This window comes from Pararhizobium sp. DWP1-1-3, from assembly GCF_049896125.1.
Lineage (GTDB): Bacteria > Pseudomonadota > Alphaproteobacteria > Rhizobiales > Rhizobiaceae > Pararhizobium.
Genome location: NZ_JAFCTR010000004.1, coordinates 24,091 through 37,278, shown reverse-complemented (window position 1 = coordinate 37,278; position 13,188 = coordinate 24,091). Strand labels below are relative to the sequence as shown.

The window sequence follows — 13,188 nt, the reverse complement described above, 5'->3', positions numbered from 1 at the left end:
CACGTTCGACCGACGCGGTACCAAGGGTAACTTCCGGTCGTCCGCAAGGAACAGGTTCGCAAAAGTCTTCCAAGCCTGCACGGCGGCGATGCCGTCAGACAGGCTTTTGGTTTCGTCAGCTCGTGACCGAGCGGCGCAGTATTTCTCCCAAGCGCAAGTCAGCTCCTCGATCGTCGGGTGTCCACGGGGCGCAATCATGCCGTCACCTTAAGACGACGCTCGTCGCTCTCGCGAATCCACTTTAATAATTCGAACGGCCGTTCTTTGCCCTCTGGCCAGTTTTTAGCAAACCAGCGCATAACCTCATCATACGTTCGGGCAGTGAAGCTTTTTGTCGGATCACCGATATCTTTGAAGAAGGCCGCGTTGTTTTTTACCCGCCTCGAAACAGTTGAAATGGCGCATCCCGATGCACGGGCATAAACGGCCGCCGTGTTCAGCAGGGACTGGCGGAGCACTTTTTCCATTTGTTAACCTTACGGATCAATCATTCAACATCACGTAACCATGTATGATAAATCACGCTGGCGAGCAACGAAAAAATGTAGGATAGTGCGCGAATGACCGAAACAATTGCAGACAGAATTCAACAGCGGCTTGATTTGCTTGGCAAAACCCCCTCAGGCGCCGCGGTTGAGGCGGGGCTTGGGCGCTCCTCAATCCGTGATATTTTGATGGGCCGTTCCCAGCATTCACGCATCGATACGCTGCGCAAACTGAGTGTCGTTCTTGAAACCTCAGTAGAATACTTGACCGGTCAGACTGCCGATCCGGCGTCTAAAGAACGGACCGACGCCTCTGACTCATTTAATTTCCAAATCACGCAGGCCAGGACGATCCTAGAGGCGGGCGTATTTCGCCCGGCCAAAGACGCCGACAACCGAGGAAGTCCGACGGAAAACTTTGTAGCCCTTCCAGAACCGCGCCTTGCTGGATGGGAACCCAGCATTTATCTGCTCGCCGATGATTCGATGGCAGCCGCCGGATGGTCTAACCGAGATATAATATCAGCTTACCACAATCCAGACGGCGAGGTGATCGAACTTTATCACGGTACTTTTGTCATTGCCCGGCAGGAGATCGAAAGCGCAGGCTTAGTTGAATGGAGCGCGCGGCGGGTCCATGTAGAAGACGACGACCGTGTCTACCTAGAATGCGTCCCAGCGGAAAATAAGAAGACCCAGGACGCCTTCGCGACGGTTGAGATCGGTGAGGAACTTCGTCTCAACACCTACGCGGTCGATCGCGGCAGAATCATCACTATCGAAGGCTTGGTCGGAACGGTGATAAGGGAAATGCCAATCCATCAATCATGATTGATTTTTCACGCACCGCACTTGACGCGTGATTTTTCACGCCGTATCGTTGGCTTTATCAAAATGATGGAGCCGACATGACCACCTCTCTGCACGTCGACAGACACCCGATAGAGATTATCATCAACGGGCGCTTATGCCGGGTGGGTCGCGGAGAACGCCTCACACACACTCCTCAAAGCATGAGAGAGTCCGCGTGAAGGTCAGTCGCCATCATCAATCAGTTTTGACTGGCCCGATGCTCGGAGTGACCTGTAGTGCTCTCGGAGCTTTATCCAATTTTCCATCCGCTCGTCACTTGATGCTTTCTCTGCATCGAACACGATCGCCTCAATTTTATCAATCGCGCCGACGGAATTACGCACTATCTCGCCCAGGTGGGCCATTATTTCCGGCCACGAAATTGGCTGCCCGTCAGCATCAAGAAGAACGTATAGAATATGCCGATTACGCTCCATTTCGGCTTGAAGTGCGCGCACATCCACGACTTGGTATCGACGCTCTTCGTAGCGTTCGCGGATATCCTGAAGTTCTGCTTGAAGCGTTGCCCGCTCGGCGTCTCTCATATCAAGCTGGGCAGATAGCCGCTTTATTTCGTCATGAGCTTCAGACAGCTGCACCCTCCGCGCCTGTAATTCGTCGGCGAGGCGCGTTGCTGTCGTGGTGCGAACGTGATCGAGCTGGGCTTCAAGGCGCTCAAAAGTGTAGTCAATACGTTCGACAATCTCCCCGTTCATCGAGCGCTTGCCCCGCAACGATGCATCTTGCAATTTGTCTCGAAGACTTTGGGGTAAACGGAGTGTTATTCGGACTTCCGGATCAAGCATGTGCACAGCTTTCATTTTAATTCTGACGCTGTGATAGCACTATTATGACACCACGTCTTGACACCATTTCAGTGTGACACTAAAACAGTGTCAACATGGTAAACGGAGAGTTTCTATGCACCACATAACACTCAGGTTACCAGCCGACGCTAAAAAATTTATTGAGCTTCAGGCTGAACGTTTTGGGAGCTCAATGAACAGCGAGATCATCCGCAGCATTCGCGAGCGGATGGAAAAAGTGCATTGTAGGGAAATGCCGGCACCGGCCGCAGAATAGCAGCAGACGGGGAAAAGTTTCGAAGGCCCATCCCCGCCTCTGCCGAAATACCCACTTTTAACAATGAGGATGTCAAAAATGGACAAGCAGTCCAATAGCACAACTGCGCCCGAAGCTTCAATAGGTGAGCTTTCCGCTGCCATAGTCGAACGCCTCCGCGCTTCAGTCGCGAACCCCCCGATAGACGACGCCGTTATGACCATCGCCCGAGCACTCGGAGCTGCGGAAAAGCGGCGGGATTACGCTGAGGGCAAAGCGAGACACCCTAACTATAACATCAAGGAAACCTACAAAGGCGACGAGGAGCACGCCTCAGACCTAACCTACACCTTGCGCGAGATGCTTTCGCATCTTCCCGCCGAGTCGCTAGACGGAGCTGCCGTGCAAACAGCTGAACTGATCAGCCTAGTCGATTTGCTATGGGACGGAATTCCGGAAGACGCCATCGATTACCGAATGAAGAAAATGCACCGCTCAATTGAGCGCCTGCTCTTTTCCGTTCTGGGCTGCCTCAACGGCAAGCTGAGTGAGCCAGTTGAAAATTTTGTCTACCCGGATTTCACGAATAGGCACATGAACCCTTGGACGCCGATCGGCGACAGGTTCGCATTGCGGGGCATGGGGGAGGAGGCGTCATCATGAGCAGTCTTTCTCGCCGCCAGGCGCTTGGTCTCATGGCTGCGGTCGCCGTTCCCCCGACCGTCGTCGTGGCCGTAGCCGCAGCTTCGCCGATCGAGCAAGAGCCCCTTCAGCATTGGCTCGAAACGAGCGAGCCGGCTCAAGTGGCAGAATACCACGCCGCACGCCTAGCCGAGGTTATGGGGCTCATTGATCCCGAGCGGAGTTGGCGCTTCCATATCGATCACAAGCACGGCTTTGCACTCGTGTGCGGTGACAGTCGCCCGGAAGGAGCAAACGTATGAAAAAGGTTGGCCACCTATCCCCAGTAGTCTCTCTTGCAACGCTCATTCGCAACTTCACCGAGGCGCGGGCGGCTTGGGAAATTGTTTCCACCTGCGAAGGTGATTCAGACGAGTGGGCAGCGTACGAGGCTTGCGGACTTTCGGTCGTCGAATACCCATGCAAGTCGCTCGACGACGTCAGGGAAAAAGCTGCCTTCTTCCTCGAAAGTGACGACGGCGTCGAAAGCTTGGCAAATGATAGCATTACCAAAGGAAAGCTATTCATAGCGCTCTTCCTCCAGTCGCTGCTCGGCGGCGAAATTACCGTCCCTGCAATGAGTGGGGATAATGGTGCGAAGCAATGACGGCACCGGCTTCGCAGGATGGCCGCACCGCGACAAATCCAAGGTCCCGAACGAGAGTCAGTGAACGTGCCCTGACCGTCACCCTGAAGGCAATGCAGGAAGCTGGCATGCCTGTGGATAGAGTGTGCATAACCGGTGGACAGATTGAAATCCACTGTACCCCAATTGCCGGTGAAACAAGGAAAGCGAACGATGGAGGCCTCGAAAAGTGGTGAGGCCGGAAATGAAAATCGATTACCCTGGGCTGATAACGCAGAAGCTGCCGTCCGGCACCGTAATATACCGGGTGCGGCCGGCGGGCCAGCACAGCAAGCGGATCCAGATTTCAGGGTACATTGGAAGCGAAGAGTTCATCCGGCAATACTGGATCGCTCGGGCCGGCAAGAAGCCCGATCCCGAGAAAAAGCCGTCCGAACAAGAGAAGCCGAAATCCATCGGCTTTCTGGTGCGTGCCTATTTCGAGTATCTGGAAGCCCGGGTCAGTGCGGGGACGACCAGCGCAAAAACGTTAAAAAAGAAGCGCAACTTGCTGGCAAGGCTTCTGGATAAGCCCGGCAGGGAAATGCTGATCCCCCGTGAAAAGCTGATCGAGATGCAGGATAGAATGGGCGCCACGCCGGCGCAGGCAGATGCGTTCATCGAAGCCGTCAGCGTTATGTATGCTTGGGCTGTCGAACGGAAGCACATACCTGAGAACACAGCCAAGGGAATCAAGCAGGTTTACAGCAAGGGGGACGGCGCAACACCTTGGAAAGCCGCTGATGTGAAGGCTTTCCTTGCCACACACAAGTACGGTAGCAAGCCCTATGTGGCCATGCATGTCCTTTTGTGGACTGGATGCCGCATCGAGGACCTGACGACGCTAGGCCGCAAGTCGGAGTGCGTGATCGACGGTATCGAGGCGCTGCGGTGGCTGCCGAACAAGAAGGGGTCGTCTGAAGTCTGCATTCCCCTCTTCGAGACGCTCAAAAAGGCCACCAGGTCGACCAAAGTCCAGGGCGCGACGTATGTCTTGGGACGTGGAGGAAACCCTTACGCCAGCGGCGATTCGATGTCTTCGATGTTCAAGACGTGGTGCCGGGAGGCTAACCTTGACGACCTATCGGCACATGGCGTGCGCAAGGGCCTTGCCGAGATCCTGGCAGAACTGGGATGCAGCCAATACGAGATCATGGCGATTCTCGGCCATTCGGAGGCCAAGACGAGCGAGGTTTACACGCGCCGCGTGGAGCGTTGGAAACTTGCACAAACTGCTATGGGGAAGGTTGTTGAGGCGGGGGTTTTAGGTTGATTGGTCCAACGCCTCTGAGATGTTGGACCATTCCGCCTTGTATATGTTCAACAATTTCTTGTTGAATGGTGCGGTCGAGAAGACTCGAACTTCCACGGGTTGCCCCACAGCGACCTCAACGCTGCGCGTCTACCAATTCCGCCACGACCGCATCGTGGTAGATGCCGAACTGCTCCGGCGGGGCTGCATGTAGCAAAAGCGTTTGGGGTGCACAAGGGCAGGATGACAGAAAGTTGACGACAACATCAACTATTTCAACAGGCTGGTTCCTGCACCCCTGAGAATGCTGGACTCTTGGCCTTTGACGTACCATTTAGAAAAACAAATCAACAGGATTGCTTTGGTCATGCAGCGCGAAAATCTGGAAAAAACGTTCTTCGCAGCGGATGGCTGTCCGCCGGTGCGGTGGAGAATCGCGCCTTCGCTTGTCGACTATGCCGACGCGATCGAAACGATGGAGCGCGAGGCTGCGGCGATTGCCGCTGGCGAAGCGGACGAACTCGTCTGGCTCGTCGAACATCCGCCGCTTTATACCGCCGGAACCAGCGCCAACGCTGCCGACCTGGTCATGCCGGGCCGCTTTCCGGTATTCCAGACCGGCCGTGGCGGCGAATACACCTATCATGGCCCGGGGCAGCGCGTCGTTTACGTCATGCTCGACCTCAAACGGCGCAAGCAGGATGTTCGCGCCTTTGTCGCGGCGCTCGAGAGCCTGGTCATCGAAACGCTTGCCAGCATGAATGTCAGGGGCGAACGGCGCGAGGACCGCGTCGGTGTCTGGGTCCGGCGTCCGGAACGGCCTTCCCTCCCCGACGGCTCGATGGCGGAGGACAAGATTGCCGCGATCGGCATTCGCCTGCGCCGGTGGGTGAGCTTTCACGGCATGTCGCTGAACGTCGATCCCGACCTCGACCATTTCAACGGCATCGTCCCCTGCGGCATTCGCGGGTATGGCGTCACCAGCCTGGTCGATCTCGGCCTGCCGGTGATGATGACCGATGTCGACATTAAGCTTCGCCAGGCATTCGAGGATATTTTCGGCCCGGCCATCAATGACGCCGACTGTCTGCACTCCGGTCAGGAAAACAGCCGGTCCGTTGCATAGACGATCGCATAGCCGTGCAGGGCCACGGCCGAGTAAAGCCCCAGGCCACTGAGGATCCGCTCTCCGCCCGTCATCTCGTCCAGGCGGTGGCGCGGCTTGCCCCCACCGCTGCCCATCATGCTCAACAGGGCAAACACCGCGAGCCCTGCCAGCAATGCCGGCGTTGAAAGGCCGATCCGCCAGCCGACACCGGCAATGATCAGGGTGATGAGGAAGCTTCCCGCCATTCTGCTGGCGCGCGAGCGGAATATTTGGCGCAAGACCTGGCCGCCATCGAACCGGTTCATTGGCAGGAGGTTGAGCAGGTTGAAGGCGCCGAGAATCAGCAGGAAGATCAGAACCTCCGTCCCCGAGGCGAAGACGTCATTGCCGGCTGCCTTGTGCAAAACGACCGCAATCGGAATGAGGAAAGCCGACATGCCCGCTCCCATAAGCGCGCAGGTGGCAACCTCGAAGAGAGAATTGTAGGGCCTGCCGCCGATGGCAACACCACCCAGCAGCGGCACGAAGATCATCCGTACGGTCTTGTGACCAAAGGCGCGGTAAGCAGCCATGTGCCCCAGTTCGTGCAGCACGATGACCAGTGTCAAAAGTGCCGATAGCAGCAGGCCGATGCGGGTGAGACCAAAGAATGGCCACAAAAGCAGCGTCGATACAATCGCCAACCCACATTGGACAAGCGGATGTTCAAACACGGCCCGCGCCGGTTTGCTCTGCCCGGTCTCAAGCCATTGCTGCAACGCCTTTACCTCGCGCCGCAAGGCAAAAAAGCGAAAGATCAGAAACGCCAGGCCGCGGTAGCGGTCGGTCTGCTCGATGGTCAGGTGAACCCTGTCGCCGTCTTCGACGAGCCGGCGGCGTTCGCGAAAATCCTTCCAGAATACCGCGTCGAGCGCGCTGTCATCGAGCACATGAGCCTCATACTCGGTGTCCGGCACCGTTCCGGTAACTTCGATCAACCGGACGATCGGCTCTCCGTGCCGGTCGAGATGGGTATAGGTCTGCTTCACCCGGTTGGGGGCGTCCGGCACACGGTGACTGGTCAGCACCGAATGATGCCAGTCGGCGGAAGTCCCAAGGGGAAAAATCGCACTCCAGACTTTGGCCCGGCCTTCACGGAACGATCCATGCACACGCACCGTGCGCAAACCGAGCGGCACCGCCAGCAGAAGCCATAACAGTCCGACATTGATGACAAGAAGCGCGATCGCCGGTGCATGCGTCGCCATATGCGCTCTCCCATTGGTCGTCAGCCGACGTTAGCTGCAGAGCGTGAACAAATCGTGCGGGAGGCCGACATCCGCCGGCTTCCCTGCCTTTCCAGCACTATGCTGCTTCGATATGGTCGCTCGACAGGCCGGTCAGAATACCGACCTGCTCAAGCATCTTACGTTCGCGTGCCGTCAACCGGCTGCCGCGTGAGCGGGCAATGGCGCTCATCACCCGGGCGATCAGCAGAATATCGGCTTTCTGCAGCCCATTTTGCCGGCTGCCGCGCAACCCGGCCCAGACACCGTCATCCCCGGTCATCGCCATACGGATCTGTTCCAGCGCAAAGATCGACAGACTGTCGGGGATGTGCTTGGAGATGTCGATGATGTGAAACAAAAGGTCGAGTTCGATCCGCGAATTCACCACGCCGCGCGTCGAGATCATCGCAATCAGCCAATCGGCGTTCCATTCGTCCATGGCGCCTTGCGGATAGCAGGAGTGGACAATGAATTCCGTCAGGGCATCGATGAAATAGTGATGCCATTCCGGACATTTTTCGCTGCACGAGCCGTTGATCGCCAGGAGGATTACCGCGTCTTGCGATGCGGTAATCCCTGGAACGAAAACATGTTCGCGCAGAATGGCGATATCATCGGCCGTCAAGCGCGTCTTCCCGGCGATGACACATGCCGGATAAGAAAGACGAAGTTCACCCATCGTTTCTCTCCCGTTTCATCATGAAACTGAACCGAACCTAGACCAGGTGCGTTTCCAATCCGGAAAGAATGAGTGTTAGTATAGGCTTGACGGATTCAATCAATTTTTAGCATTAACCCGACCCGCCGTTCCCGCCAGATCATGAACAGGCCGGAGCCGACGATGATGGCGATACCCAGCCATTTCGACAGGGTCGGGAATTCGCCAAAAATCAGGAAGCCCAGAGCGGTTCCGGTGATGATCTCCAGATAATGGAACGGCGCTAAAAGCGACACAGGTGCTGCCTGAAACGCCTTGACCACCATCAGATGGCCATAGCCGGAGATGGTGCCGAGCGCGATGACCAGAACCCAGCCCAGCGTGGAATGCGGCAGCGACGGGATGAAATCCACCGAACCTGCGCTGTAGCCGATCGCGATGGCGGCGACCATGAACAGCGACCCGCCGATGCCGGCAATGGTCTGCATTGTCAAAGGCGTATCGGCATTGCCGACAACCCGGTTCAACAGCAGATAGCACGCAAACAGGAAGGCGCAGAATACCGGCATCAAGGATTTCAGCCCGAAAATCTCGAAACTCGGCTGGATGACGATCATGGAGCCGCCGAACCCGATGAAGATGGCAAGCCAGCGCCGCCAGCCGACTCTTTCGCGCAGGATCAGGGCCGAAAGGCAAGTGAGGATGAACGGTTCGACGAAATAGATTGCGAAGACGTCGGCCAGCGGCATGTATTTGACCGAAACGAAAAACAGCAAGGCGGCGGCGGCCAAGAGAACGCCGCGCAACAGGTTGAACCAGAGACGCTTCGGTTTCAACGCCCGCAGGCCACCCGTCGACAGAAGCATCGGCAGCACCGAGACCAGCTGGAAGAAGAACCGGTAGAACGTCACCTGCGCCGGCGACATGCCCTGATAGACCGCCATATATTTGGCGATCGCATCCATGCACGGCAGGATGATCATCGCCACAAGCATGATCGCAAGGCCCTGCATGACGGTATGCGCAGGCGTGGCGGCAGTCGGCATGGATGTGCTCAAGGGGAAAGTCCCATTTTGGGCGCCGTCCTGACAGGACGCGCACAGAAGACGCTTTTGGCGGCATTTTTGACGTGGAAGGGTGTCCAATTTCGCAGCAGGTTCTATAAATTGCAACAATGAAGTCTTCGACCGCAATCGCGGCCGCCCCGGAACTCGACCCATCCAGGCCCACAAGGCACAAGGAGAGACCGATGCGTCTATCGACCGAAACCGCCCTGGCAATGTTGCGCAGGCCAAGCGACAACGACACTCTGGGAGGCCGCATCTGGCGGGCGCGCGATGCGATGAACCTCTCGGTCAAGGATCTTGCCAACCAGCTCGGTGTCCGCGGCGATACCATTTCCGCCTGGGAGCGCGACCGCTCCGAACCGCGCACCAACCGCTTGTTCATGCTGGCCGGGGTGCTGGGGGTCACACCGGCCTGGTTGATCGCCGGTATCGGCGAAGCGCCGAAGGATGATCTTTCGAACACGGTTTCCGGCCAGTTGCGCGATCAGCTGGCGCAGGTGAAGAAACTGCACGAGCAGACGGGAAAGGCGATCTCCGCCCTTGAGATGGAGATCAACCGCGTCCTACAGGACATCTGATATTTCACCACCGATTCTCAGCCGATTCCGGCTTGAGCGCCACCGGCCACTCTGCGATTGTGGCGCAAACTCATTTCAGGGAGACGATACTCATGGACGTACGCGCCGCTGTTGCCGTGCAGGCAGGCAAGCCACTCGAAATCATGACCGTTCAGCTCGATGGCCCGCGCGCCGGCGAAGTGCTGGTCGAGGTCAAAGCGACCGGCATCTGCCACACCGACGAGTTCACGCTGTCGGGTGCCGATCCGGAAGGCCTGTTTCCAGCGATCCTCGGCCATGAAGGCGCCGGCATCGTCGTCGATGTCGGCCCGGGCGTCACCTCGCTGAAGAAGGGCGATCACGTCATCCCGCTCTACACGCCGGAATGCCGCGAATGTTATTCCTGCCTGTCGCGCAAGACCAATCTGTGCACCTCGATCCGTTCGACGCAGGGACAGGGCCTGATGCCGGACGGCACGAGCCGCTTTTCCATCGGCAAGGACAAGATCTTCCACTATATGGGCTGCTCGACCTTCGCCAATTTCACGGTTCTGCCTGAGATCGCGCTGGCCAAGGTCAACCCCGACGCGCCGTTCGACAAGATCTGTTACATCGGCTGTGGCGTCACCACCGGCATCGGCGCCGTCATCAATACGGCGAAGGTCGAAGTCGGCTCGACGGCGATCGTCTTCGGTCTCGGCGGTATTGGTCTGAACGTCTTGCAGGGCCTGCGCCTTGCCGGTGCCGACATGATTATCGGCGTCGATATCAACAATGACCGCAAGGCCTGGGGCGAAAAGTTCGGCATGACGCATTTCGTAAATCCGAAGGAAGTCGGCGACGATATCGTCCCCTATCTGGTCAACCTGACCAAGCGCAACGGCGACACGATCGGCGGCGCCGACTACACGTTCGACTGCACCGGCAATACCAAGGTGATGCGTCAGGCGCTGGAGAGCTCGCATCGCGGCTGGGGCAAGTCGGTGATCATCGGCGTTGCAGGGGCCGGCCAGGAAATCTCCACCCGTCCGTTCCAGCTGGTCACCGGCCGCAACTGGATGGGCACAGCCTTCGGTGGCGCCCGCGGCCGCACCGATGTGCCCAAGATCGTCGAATGGTACATGGAAGGCAAGATCCAGATCGATCCGATGATCACCCATACGATGCCGCTCGATGACATCAACAAGGGTTTTGACCTGATGCACCGAGGCGAAAGCATCCGCAGCGTGGTGATCTACTGACCGGGACCCGAGGCTTCGACGCCGGTTTCGGGATCACCGAACAATAGTTCCATGGGCGCCGCGTCTGTTTTAGGCGCGGCGCTTGTGTCTGAGGGCTATCTGCTCAGTTGATATGGTTCTGGATTTCAAACCGCCGGACGGTTATGCGTTCGAAAGACAACGACCGGAAACGGTCCCGTGGCGAACAGCGTGACGGGCGGAATGATCAGGCGCTGTTTCTTCGTGCCGGTGGGTCCGGCCTTGCGGCCAAGATAACAATGAAGCGATACGAGCAGTCATGTCAGAGCCAACAGAGCCAGCAAGCACCATCTATGTCGATGCCGACGCCTGCCCGGTCAAGCCGGAAATCCTCAAGGTCGCCGAGCGCCATGGCCTGCCCGTCGTGCTGGTCGCCAATTCCGGACTTCGCCCCTCCCGTGACCCGATGGTGCGCAATGTCATCGTCTCGTCCGGCTTCGACGCCGCCGATGACTGGATTGCCGAGCGTGCCCATGACGGCGACATCGTGATTACCGCCGACGTGCCGCTGGCTGGCCGCTGCGTTGCCGCCGGCGCGCAGGTGACCGGACCGACGGGCCGCATTTTCGACAAGGCCAATATCGGCATGGCGACTGCCATGCGCGATCTCGGTGCGCATTTGCGCGAGACCGGCGAGAGCAAGGGCTACAATGCCGCCTTCTCGCAACGCGACCGGTCGGCTTTTCTCGAAACGCTCGACCGGCTTTGCCGCCGCGTCAAACAACGCTAGCCAGCAGATCGGGAGCCTATATGAGCATGTCGGACAGGAAGATCGCGCATCGCCGCCATACCCCGTTCTACGCGGGCGGCATCTGCGCCGCGATCACGTTTGCGGTGTGCCTCTTTGCCAAGCCGAGTTTGGCGGTCAATCTGGCTGCCGTGGTCTTCTTTCTCGTCTATCTGCTGATGATCGCCTGGCGTATTCCGAGGCTGACCGGCGCATACCTGAAGCATCATGCTGCCGGCACCGACGAACCGGCCATCATCATCTTTGCCGTGACGCTGGCAACGGCCGCGATCTCGCTTGTCTCGCTGTTCATGGCGTTGAATACCGGTGGCAAGGAGACCCTGCTCGAACTGGTACTGGCATTTTCCTCCGTCACCCTCGGCTGGCTGACGGTCCACACAATGGCGGCGATGCATTACGCCCACAGCTATTGGAGCCTGCAGGCGACGGGGAGCGATGGCGATAATCGCGGTCTCGAGTTTCCGGGCACCAAGGACCCGGGGGGCTATGACTTCCTCTATTTCTCCTTCGTCATCGGCATGACGGCGCAAACCTCCGACATTGCCATCACCTCGACCGCCATGCGCAAGATCAATCTTGTGCATGCGGTCGTCTCGTTCTTCTTCAACACGGTGCTGGTGGCGGCTGCGGTCAACGCGGCGGTGTCGTTGGCCTAAAGCGCGGCATCGCAAAATCGCTACGCACGTTTGCGCGACATGCGCTGGTTCGTTTTCAGATTCAAGGGAGCACAGCTTGAAAGTCCTTTCCCAGAACACCGCCTTCGGCGGCATGCAGGGCGTCTTTTCGCACGATTCACAGGCCTGCGGGGTCGAGATGACCTTCGCGGTCTATATCCCGCCACAGGCGATCACAGCGCCCTGCCCGGTCGTCTGGTATCTTTCCGGGCTCACCTGCACCCATGCCAACGTGATGGAAAAAGGCGAATATCGCCGGATGGCTGCCGAGCTTGGCCTGATCATCGTCTGCCCCGATACCAGCCCGCGCGGCAGCGATGTTCCGGACGAACTGACCAACTGGCAGATGGGCAAGGGGGCAGGATTCTATCTCGACGCTACAGAGACGCCCTGGGCCGAGAACTACCAGATGTATACCTACATCACCGAGGAACTGCCGGCGTTCATCGCCCAGCACTTTCGCGCCGACATGGCCCGCCAAGGCATCTTCGGCCACTCCATGGGTGGCCACGGCGCCATGACCATCGCACTGAAGAACCCGGACCGGTTCAAGAGCTGCTCGGCCTTCGCGCCGATCGTCGAGCCCTCGACGGCAGACTGGTCGATCGGCGCCTTCGAAAAATATCTTGGTGAGGACAAGGCAAGCTGGCGGGCATATGATGCCTGCGCATTGGTGAAGGACGGCGCGCGTTTCCCGGAATTCCTGATCGATCAGGGCAAGGCCGACAATTTTCTCGAAACGGGCCTGCGGCCATGGCTGTTCGAGGATGCCATCAAGGGCACCGGCATCGGCCTGACGCTGCGTCTGCATGAGCGCTACGATCACTCCTACTATTTCATCTCGTCGTTCATGGACGAGCATCTGAAATGGCATGCCGAACGGCTGGCTTAA

Annotated in this window: 17 protein-coding genes and 1 tRNA gene; 12 read left to right on the top strand and 6 right to left on the bottom strand. The window is 58.0% G+C overall.

The annotated features are described in order from the left end of the window. Window positions 1–194 precede the first annotated feature (194 nt). Window positions 195–467 (bottom strand): hypothetical protein, encoded by a 273-nt coding sequence (locus ACP7BS_RS11170; RefSeq protein WP_426238141.1) that lies wholly within the window; start codon window positions 465–467, stop codon window positions 195–197. Window positions 468–560: 93 nt separating this feature from the next. Between ACP7BS_RS11170 and ACP7BS_RS11165 the strand changes: the two genes are divergently transcribed. Continuing rightward, a complete protein-coding gene (locus ACP7BS_RS11165) occupies window positions 561–1,316 on the top strand; it encodes a helix-turn-helix domain-containing protein (RefSeq protein WP_426238139.1) in 756 nt (251 codons plus the stop codon). 203 nt (window positions 1,317–1,519) lie between these two features. Here ACP7BS_RS11165 and ACP7BS_RS11160 read toward each other — a convergent pair whose 3' ends face one another. After that, the gene (locus ACP7BS_RS11160; protein ID WP_426238137.1) at window positions 1,520–2,143 is read right to left on the bottom strand and encodes an Arc family DNA-binding protein; all 624 of its coding nucleotides are present in this window, start codon (window positions 2,141–2,143) and stop codon (window positions 1,520–1,522) included. A 115-nt stretch (window positions 2,144–2,258) separates the two neighbouring features. Here ACP7BS_RS11160 and ACP7BS_RS11155 point away from each other — a divergent pair, with 115 nt between their 5' ends. The 5 genes from ACP7BS_RS11155 (at window position 2,259) to ACP7BS_RS11135 (ending at window position 4,978) form a co-directional block, all read left to right on the top strand. Continuing rightward, the gene (locus ACP7BS_RS11155) at window positions 2,259–2,420 is read left to right on the top strand and encodes an Arc family DNA-binding protein (protein ID WP_426238135.1); all 162 of its coding nucleotides are present in this window, start codon (window positions 2,259–2,261) and stop codon (window positions 2,418–2,420) included. A 78-nt stretch (window positions 2,421–2,498) separates the two neighbouring features. Beyond that, on the top strand, window positions 2,499–3,062 hold the full coding sequence (locus tag ACP7BS_RS11150) for a hypothetical protein (RefSeq protein ID WP_426238133.1): 564 nt from the start codon (window positions 2,499–2,501) through the stop codon (window positions 3,060–3,062). After that, on the top strand, window positions 3,059–3,343 hold the full coding sequence (locus ACP7BS_RS11145; RefSeq protein WP_426238131.1) for a hypothetical protein: 285 nt from the start codon (window positions 3,059–3,061) through the stop codon (window positions 3,341–3,343). Before ACP7BS_RS11150 ends, ACP7BS_RS11145 begins: the two co-directional genes overlap by 4 nt. After that, window positions 3,340–3,687, top strand: a complete 348-nt coding sequence (locus ACP7BS_RS11140; protein ID WP_426238129.1) for a hypothetical protein — start codon at window positions 3,340–3,342, stop codon at window positions 3,685–3,687. The genes ACP7BS_RS11145 and ACP7BS_RS11140 overlap by 4 nt, the downstream gene beginning before the upstream one ends. Window positions 3,688–3,910: 223 nt before the next feature. Next, window positions 3,911–4,978, top strand: a complete 1,068-nt coding sequence (locus ACP7BS_RS11135; RefSeq protein ID WP_426238127.1) for a tyrosine-type recombinase/integrase — start codon at window positions 3,911–3,913, stop codon at window positions 4,976–4,978. A 66-nt stretch (window positions 4,979–5,044) separates the two neighbouring features. Here ACP7BS_RS11135 and ACP7BS_RS11130 read toward each other — a convergent pair. Continuing rightward, window positions 5,045–5,129 (bottom strand) — tRNA-Leu (locus ACP7BS_RS11130). A gap of 195 nt (window positions 5,130–5,324) precedes the next feature. On the opposite strand from ACP7BS_RS11130, the gene lipB reads away from it, so the two are divergent. After that, on the top strand, window positions 5,325–6,083 hold the full coding sequence (lipB, locus tag ACP7BS_RS11125; protein ID WP_426238125.1) for a lipoyl(octanoyl) transferase LipB: 759 nt from the start codon (window positions 5,325–5,327) through the stop codon (window positions 6,081–6,083). Here the strand turns inward: lipB and ACP7BS_RS11120 are convergent. The 3 genes from ACP7BS_RS11120 to ACP7BS_RS11110 all read right to left on the bottom strand — a co-directional run bounded on the left by ACP7BS_RS11120 (window position 6,056) and on the right by ACP7BS_RS11110 (window position 9,004). Next, window positions 6,056–7,312 (bottom strand): hypothetical protein, encoded by a 1,257-nt coding sequence (locus ACP7BS_RS11120; protein ID WP_426238123.1) that lies wholly within the window; start codon window positions 7,310–7,312, stop codon window positions 6,056–6,058. The genes lipB and ACP7BS_RS11120 overlap by 28 nt on opposite strands. 97 nt (window positions 7,313–7,409) lie before the next feature. Beyond that, window positions 7,410–8,012, bottom strand: a complete 603-nt coding sequence (locus ACP7BS_RS11115; RefSeq protein ID WP_426238121.1) for a hypothetical protein — start codon at window positions 8,010–8,012, stop codon at window positions 7,410–7,412. A gap of 95 nt (window positions 8,013–8,107) precedes the next feature. Further along, entirely contained in the window at window positions 8,108–9,004 is an 897-nt protein-coding gene (locus ACP7BS_RS11110) for a DMT family transporter (protein WP_426238389.1), read from the bottom strand. A gap of 236 nt (window positions 9,005–9,240) precedes the next feature. On the opposite strand from ACP7BS_RS11110, the gene ACP7BS_RS11105 reads away from it, so the two are divergent. The 5 genes from ACP7BS_RS11105 (at window position 9,241) to fghA (ending at window position 13,188) form a co-directional block, all read left to right on the top strand. Then, the gene (locus ACP7BS_RS11105) at window positions 9,241–9,636 is read left to right on the top strand and encodes a helix-turn-helix domain-containing protein (RefSeq protein WP_426230084.1); all 396 of its coding nucleotides are present in this window, start codon (window positions 9,241–9,243) and stop codon (window positions 9,634–9,636) included. Between the two features lie 92 nt (window positions 9,637–9,728). Then, window positions 9,729–10,856 carry an S-(hydroxymethyl)glutathione dehydrogenase/class III alcohol dehydrogenase gene (locus ACP7BS_RS11100; protein ID WP_426230083.1) on the top strand — a complete coding sequence of 376 codons (1,128 nt, stop codon included), beginning with the start codon at window positions 9,729–9,731 and terminating at the stop codon, window positions 10,854–10,856. A 277-nt stretch (window positions 10,857–11,133) separates the two neighbouring features. After that, complete coding sequence (locus ACP7BS_RS11095; protein WP_426238119.1) at window positions 11,134–11,604, top strand: YaiI/YqxD family protein; 471 nt, start codon at window positions 11,134–11,136, stop codon at window positions 11,602–11,604. A 20-nt stretch (window positions 11,605–11,624) separates the two neighbouring features. After that, on the top strand, window positions 11,625–12,278 hold the full coding sequence (locus ACP7BS_RS11090; RefSeq protein WP_426238117.1) for a DUF1345 domain-containing protein: 654 nt from the start codon (window positions 11,625–11,627) through the stop codon (window positions 12,276–12,278). A gap of 76 nt (window positions 12,279–12,354) precedes the next feature. Beyond that, window positions 12,355–13,188, top strand: a complete 834-nt coding sequence (gene fghA / locus ACP7BS_RS11085) for an S-formylglutathione hydrolase (RefSeq protein WP_426238115.1) — start codon at window positions 12,355–12,357, stop codon at window positions 13,186–13,188.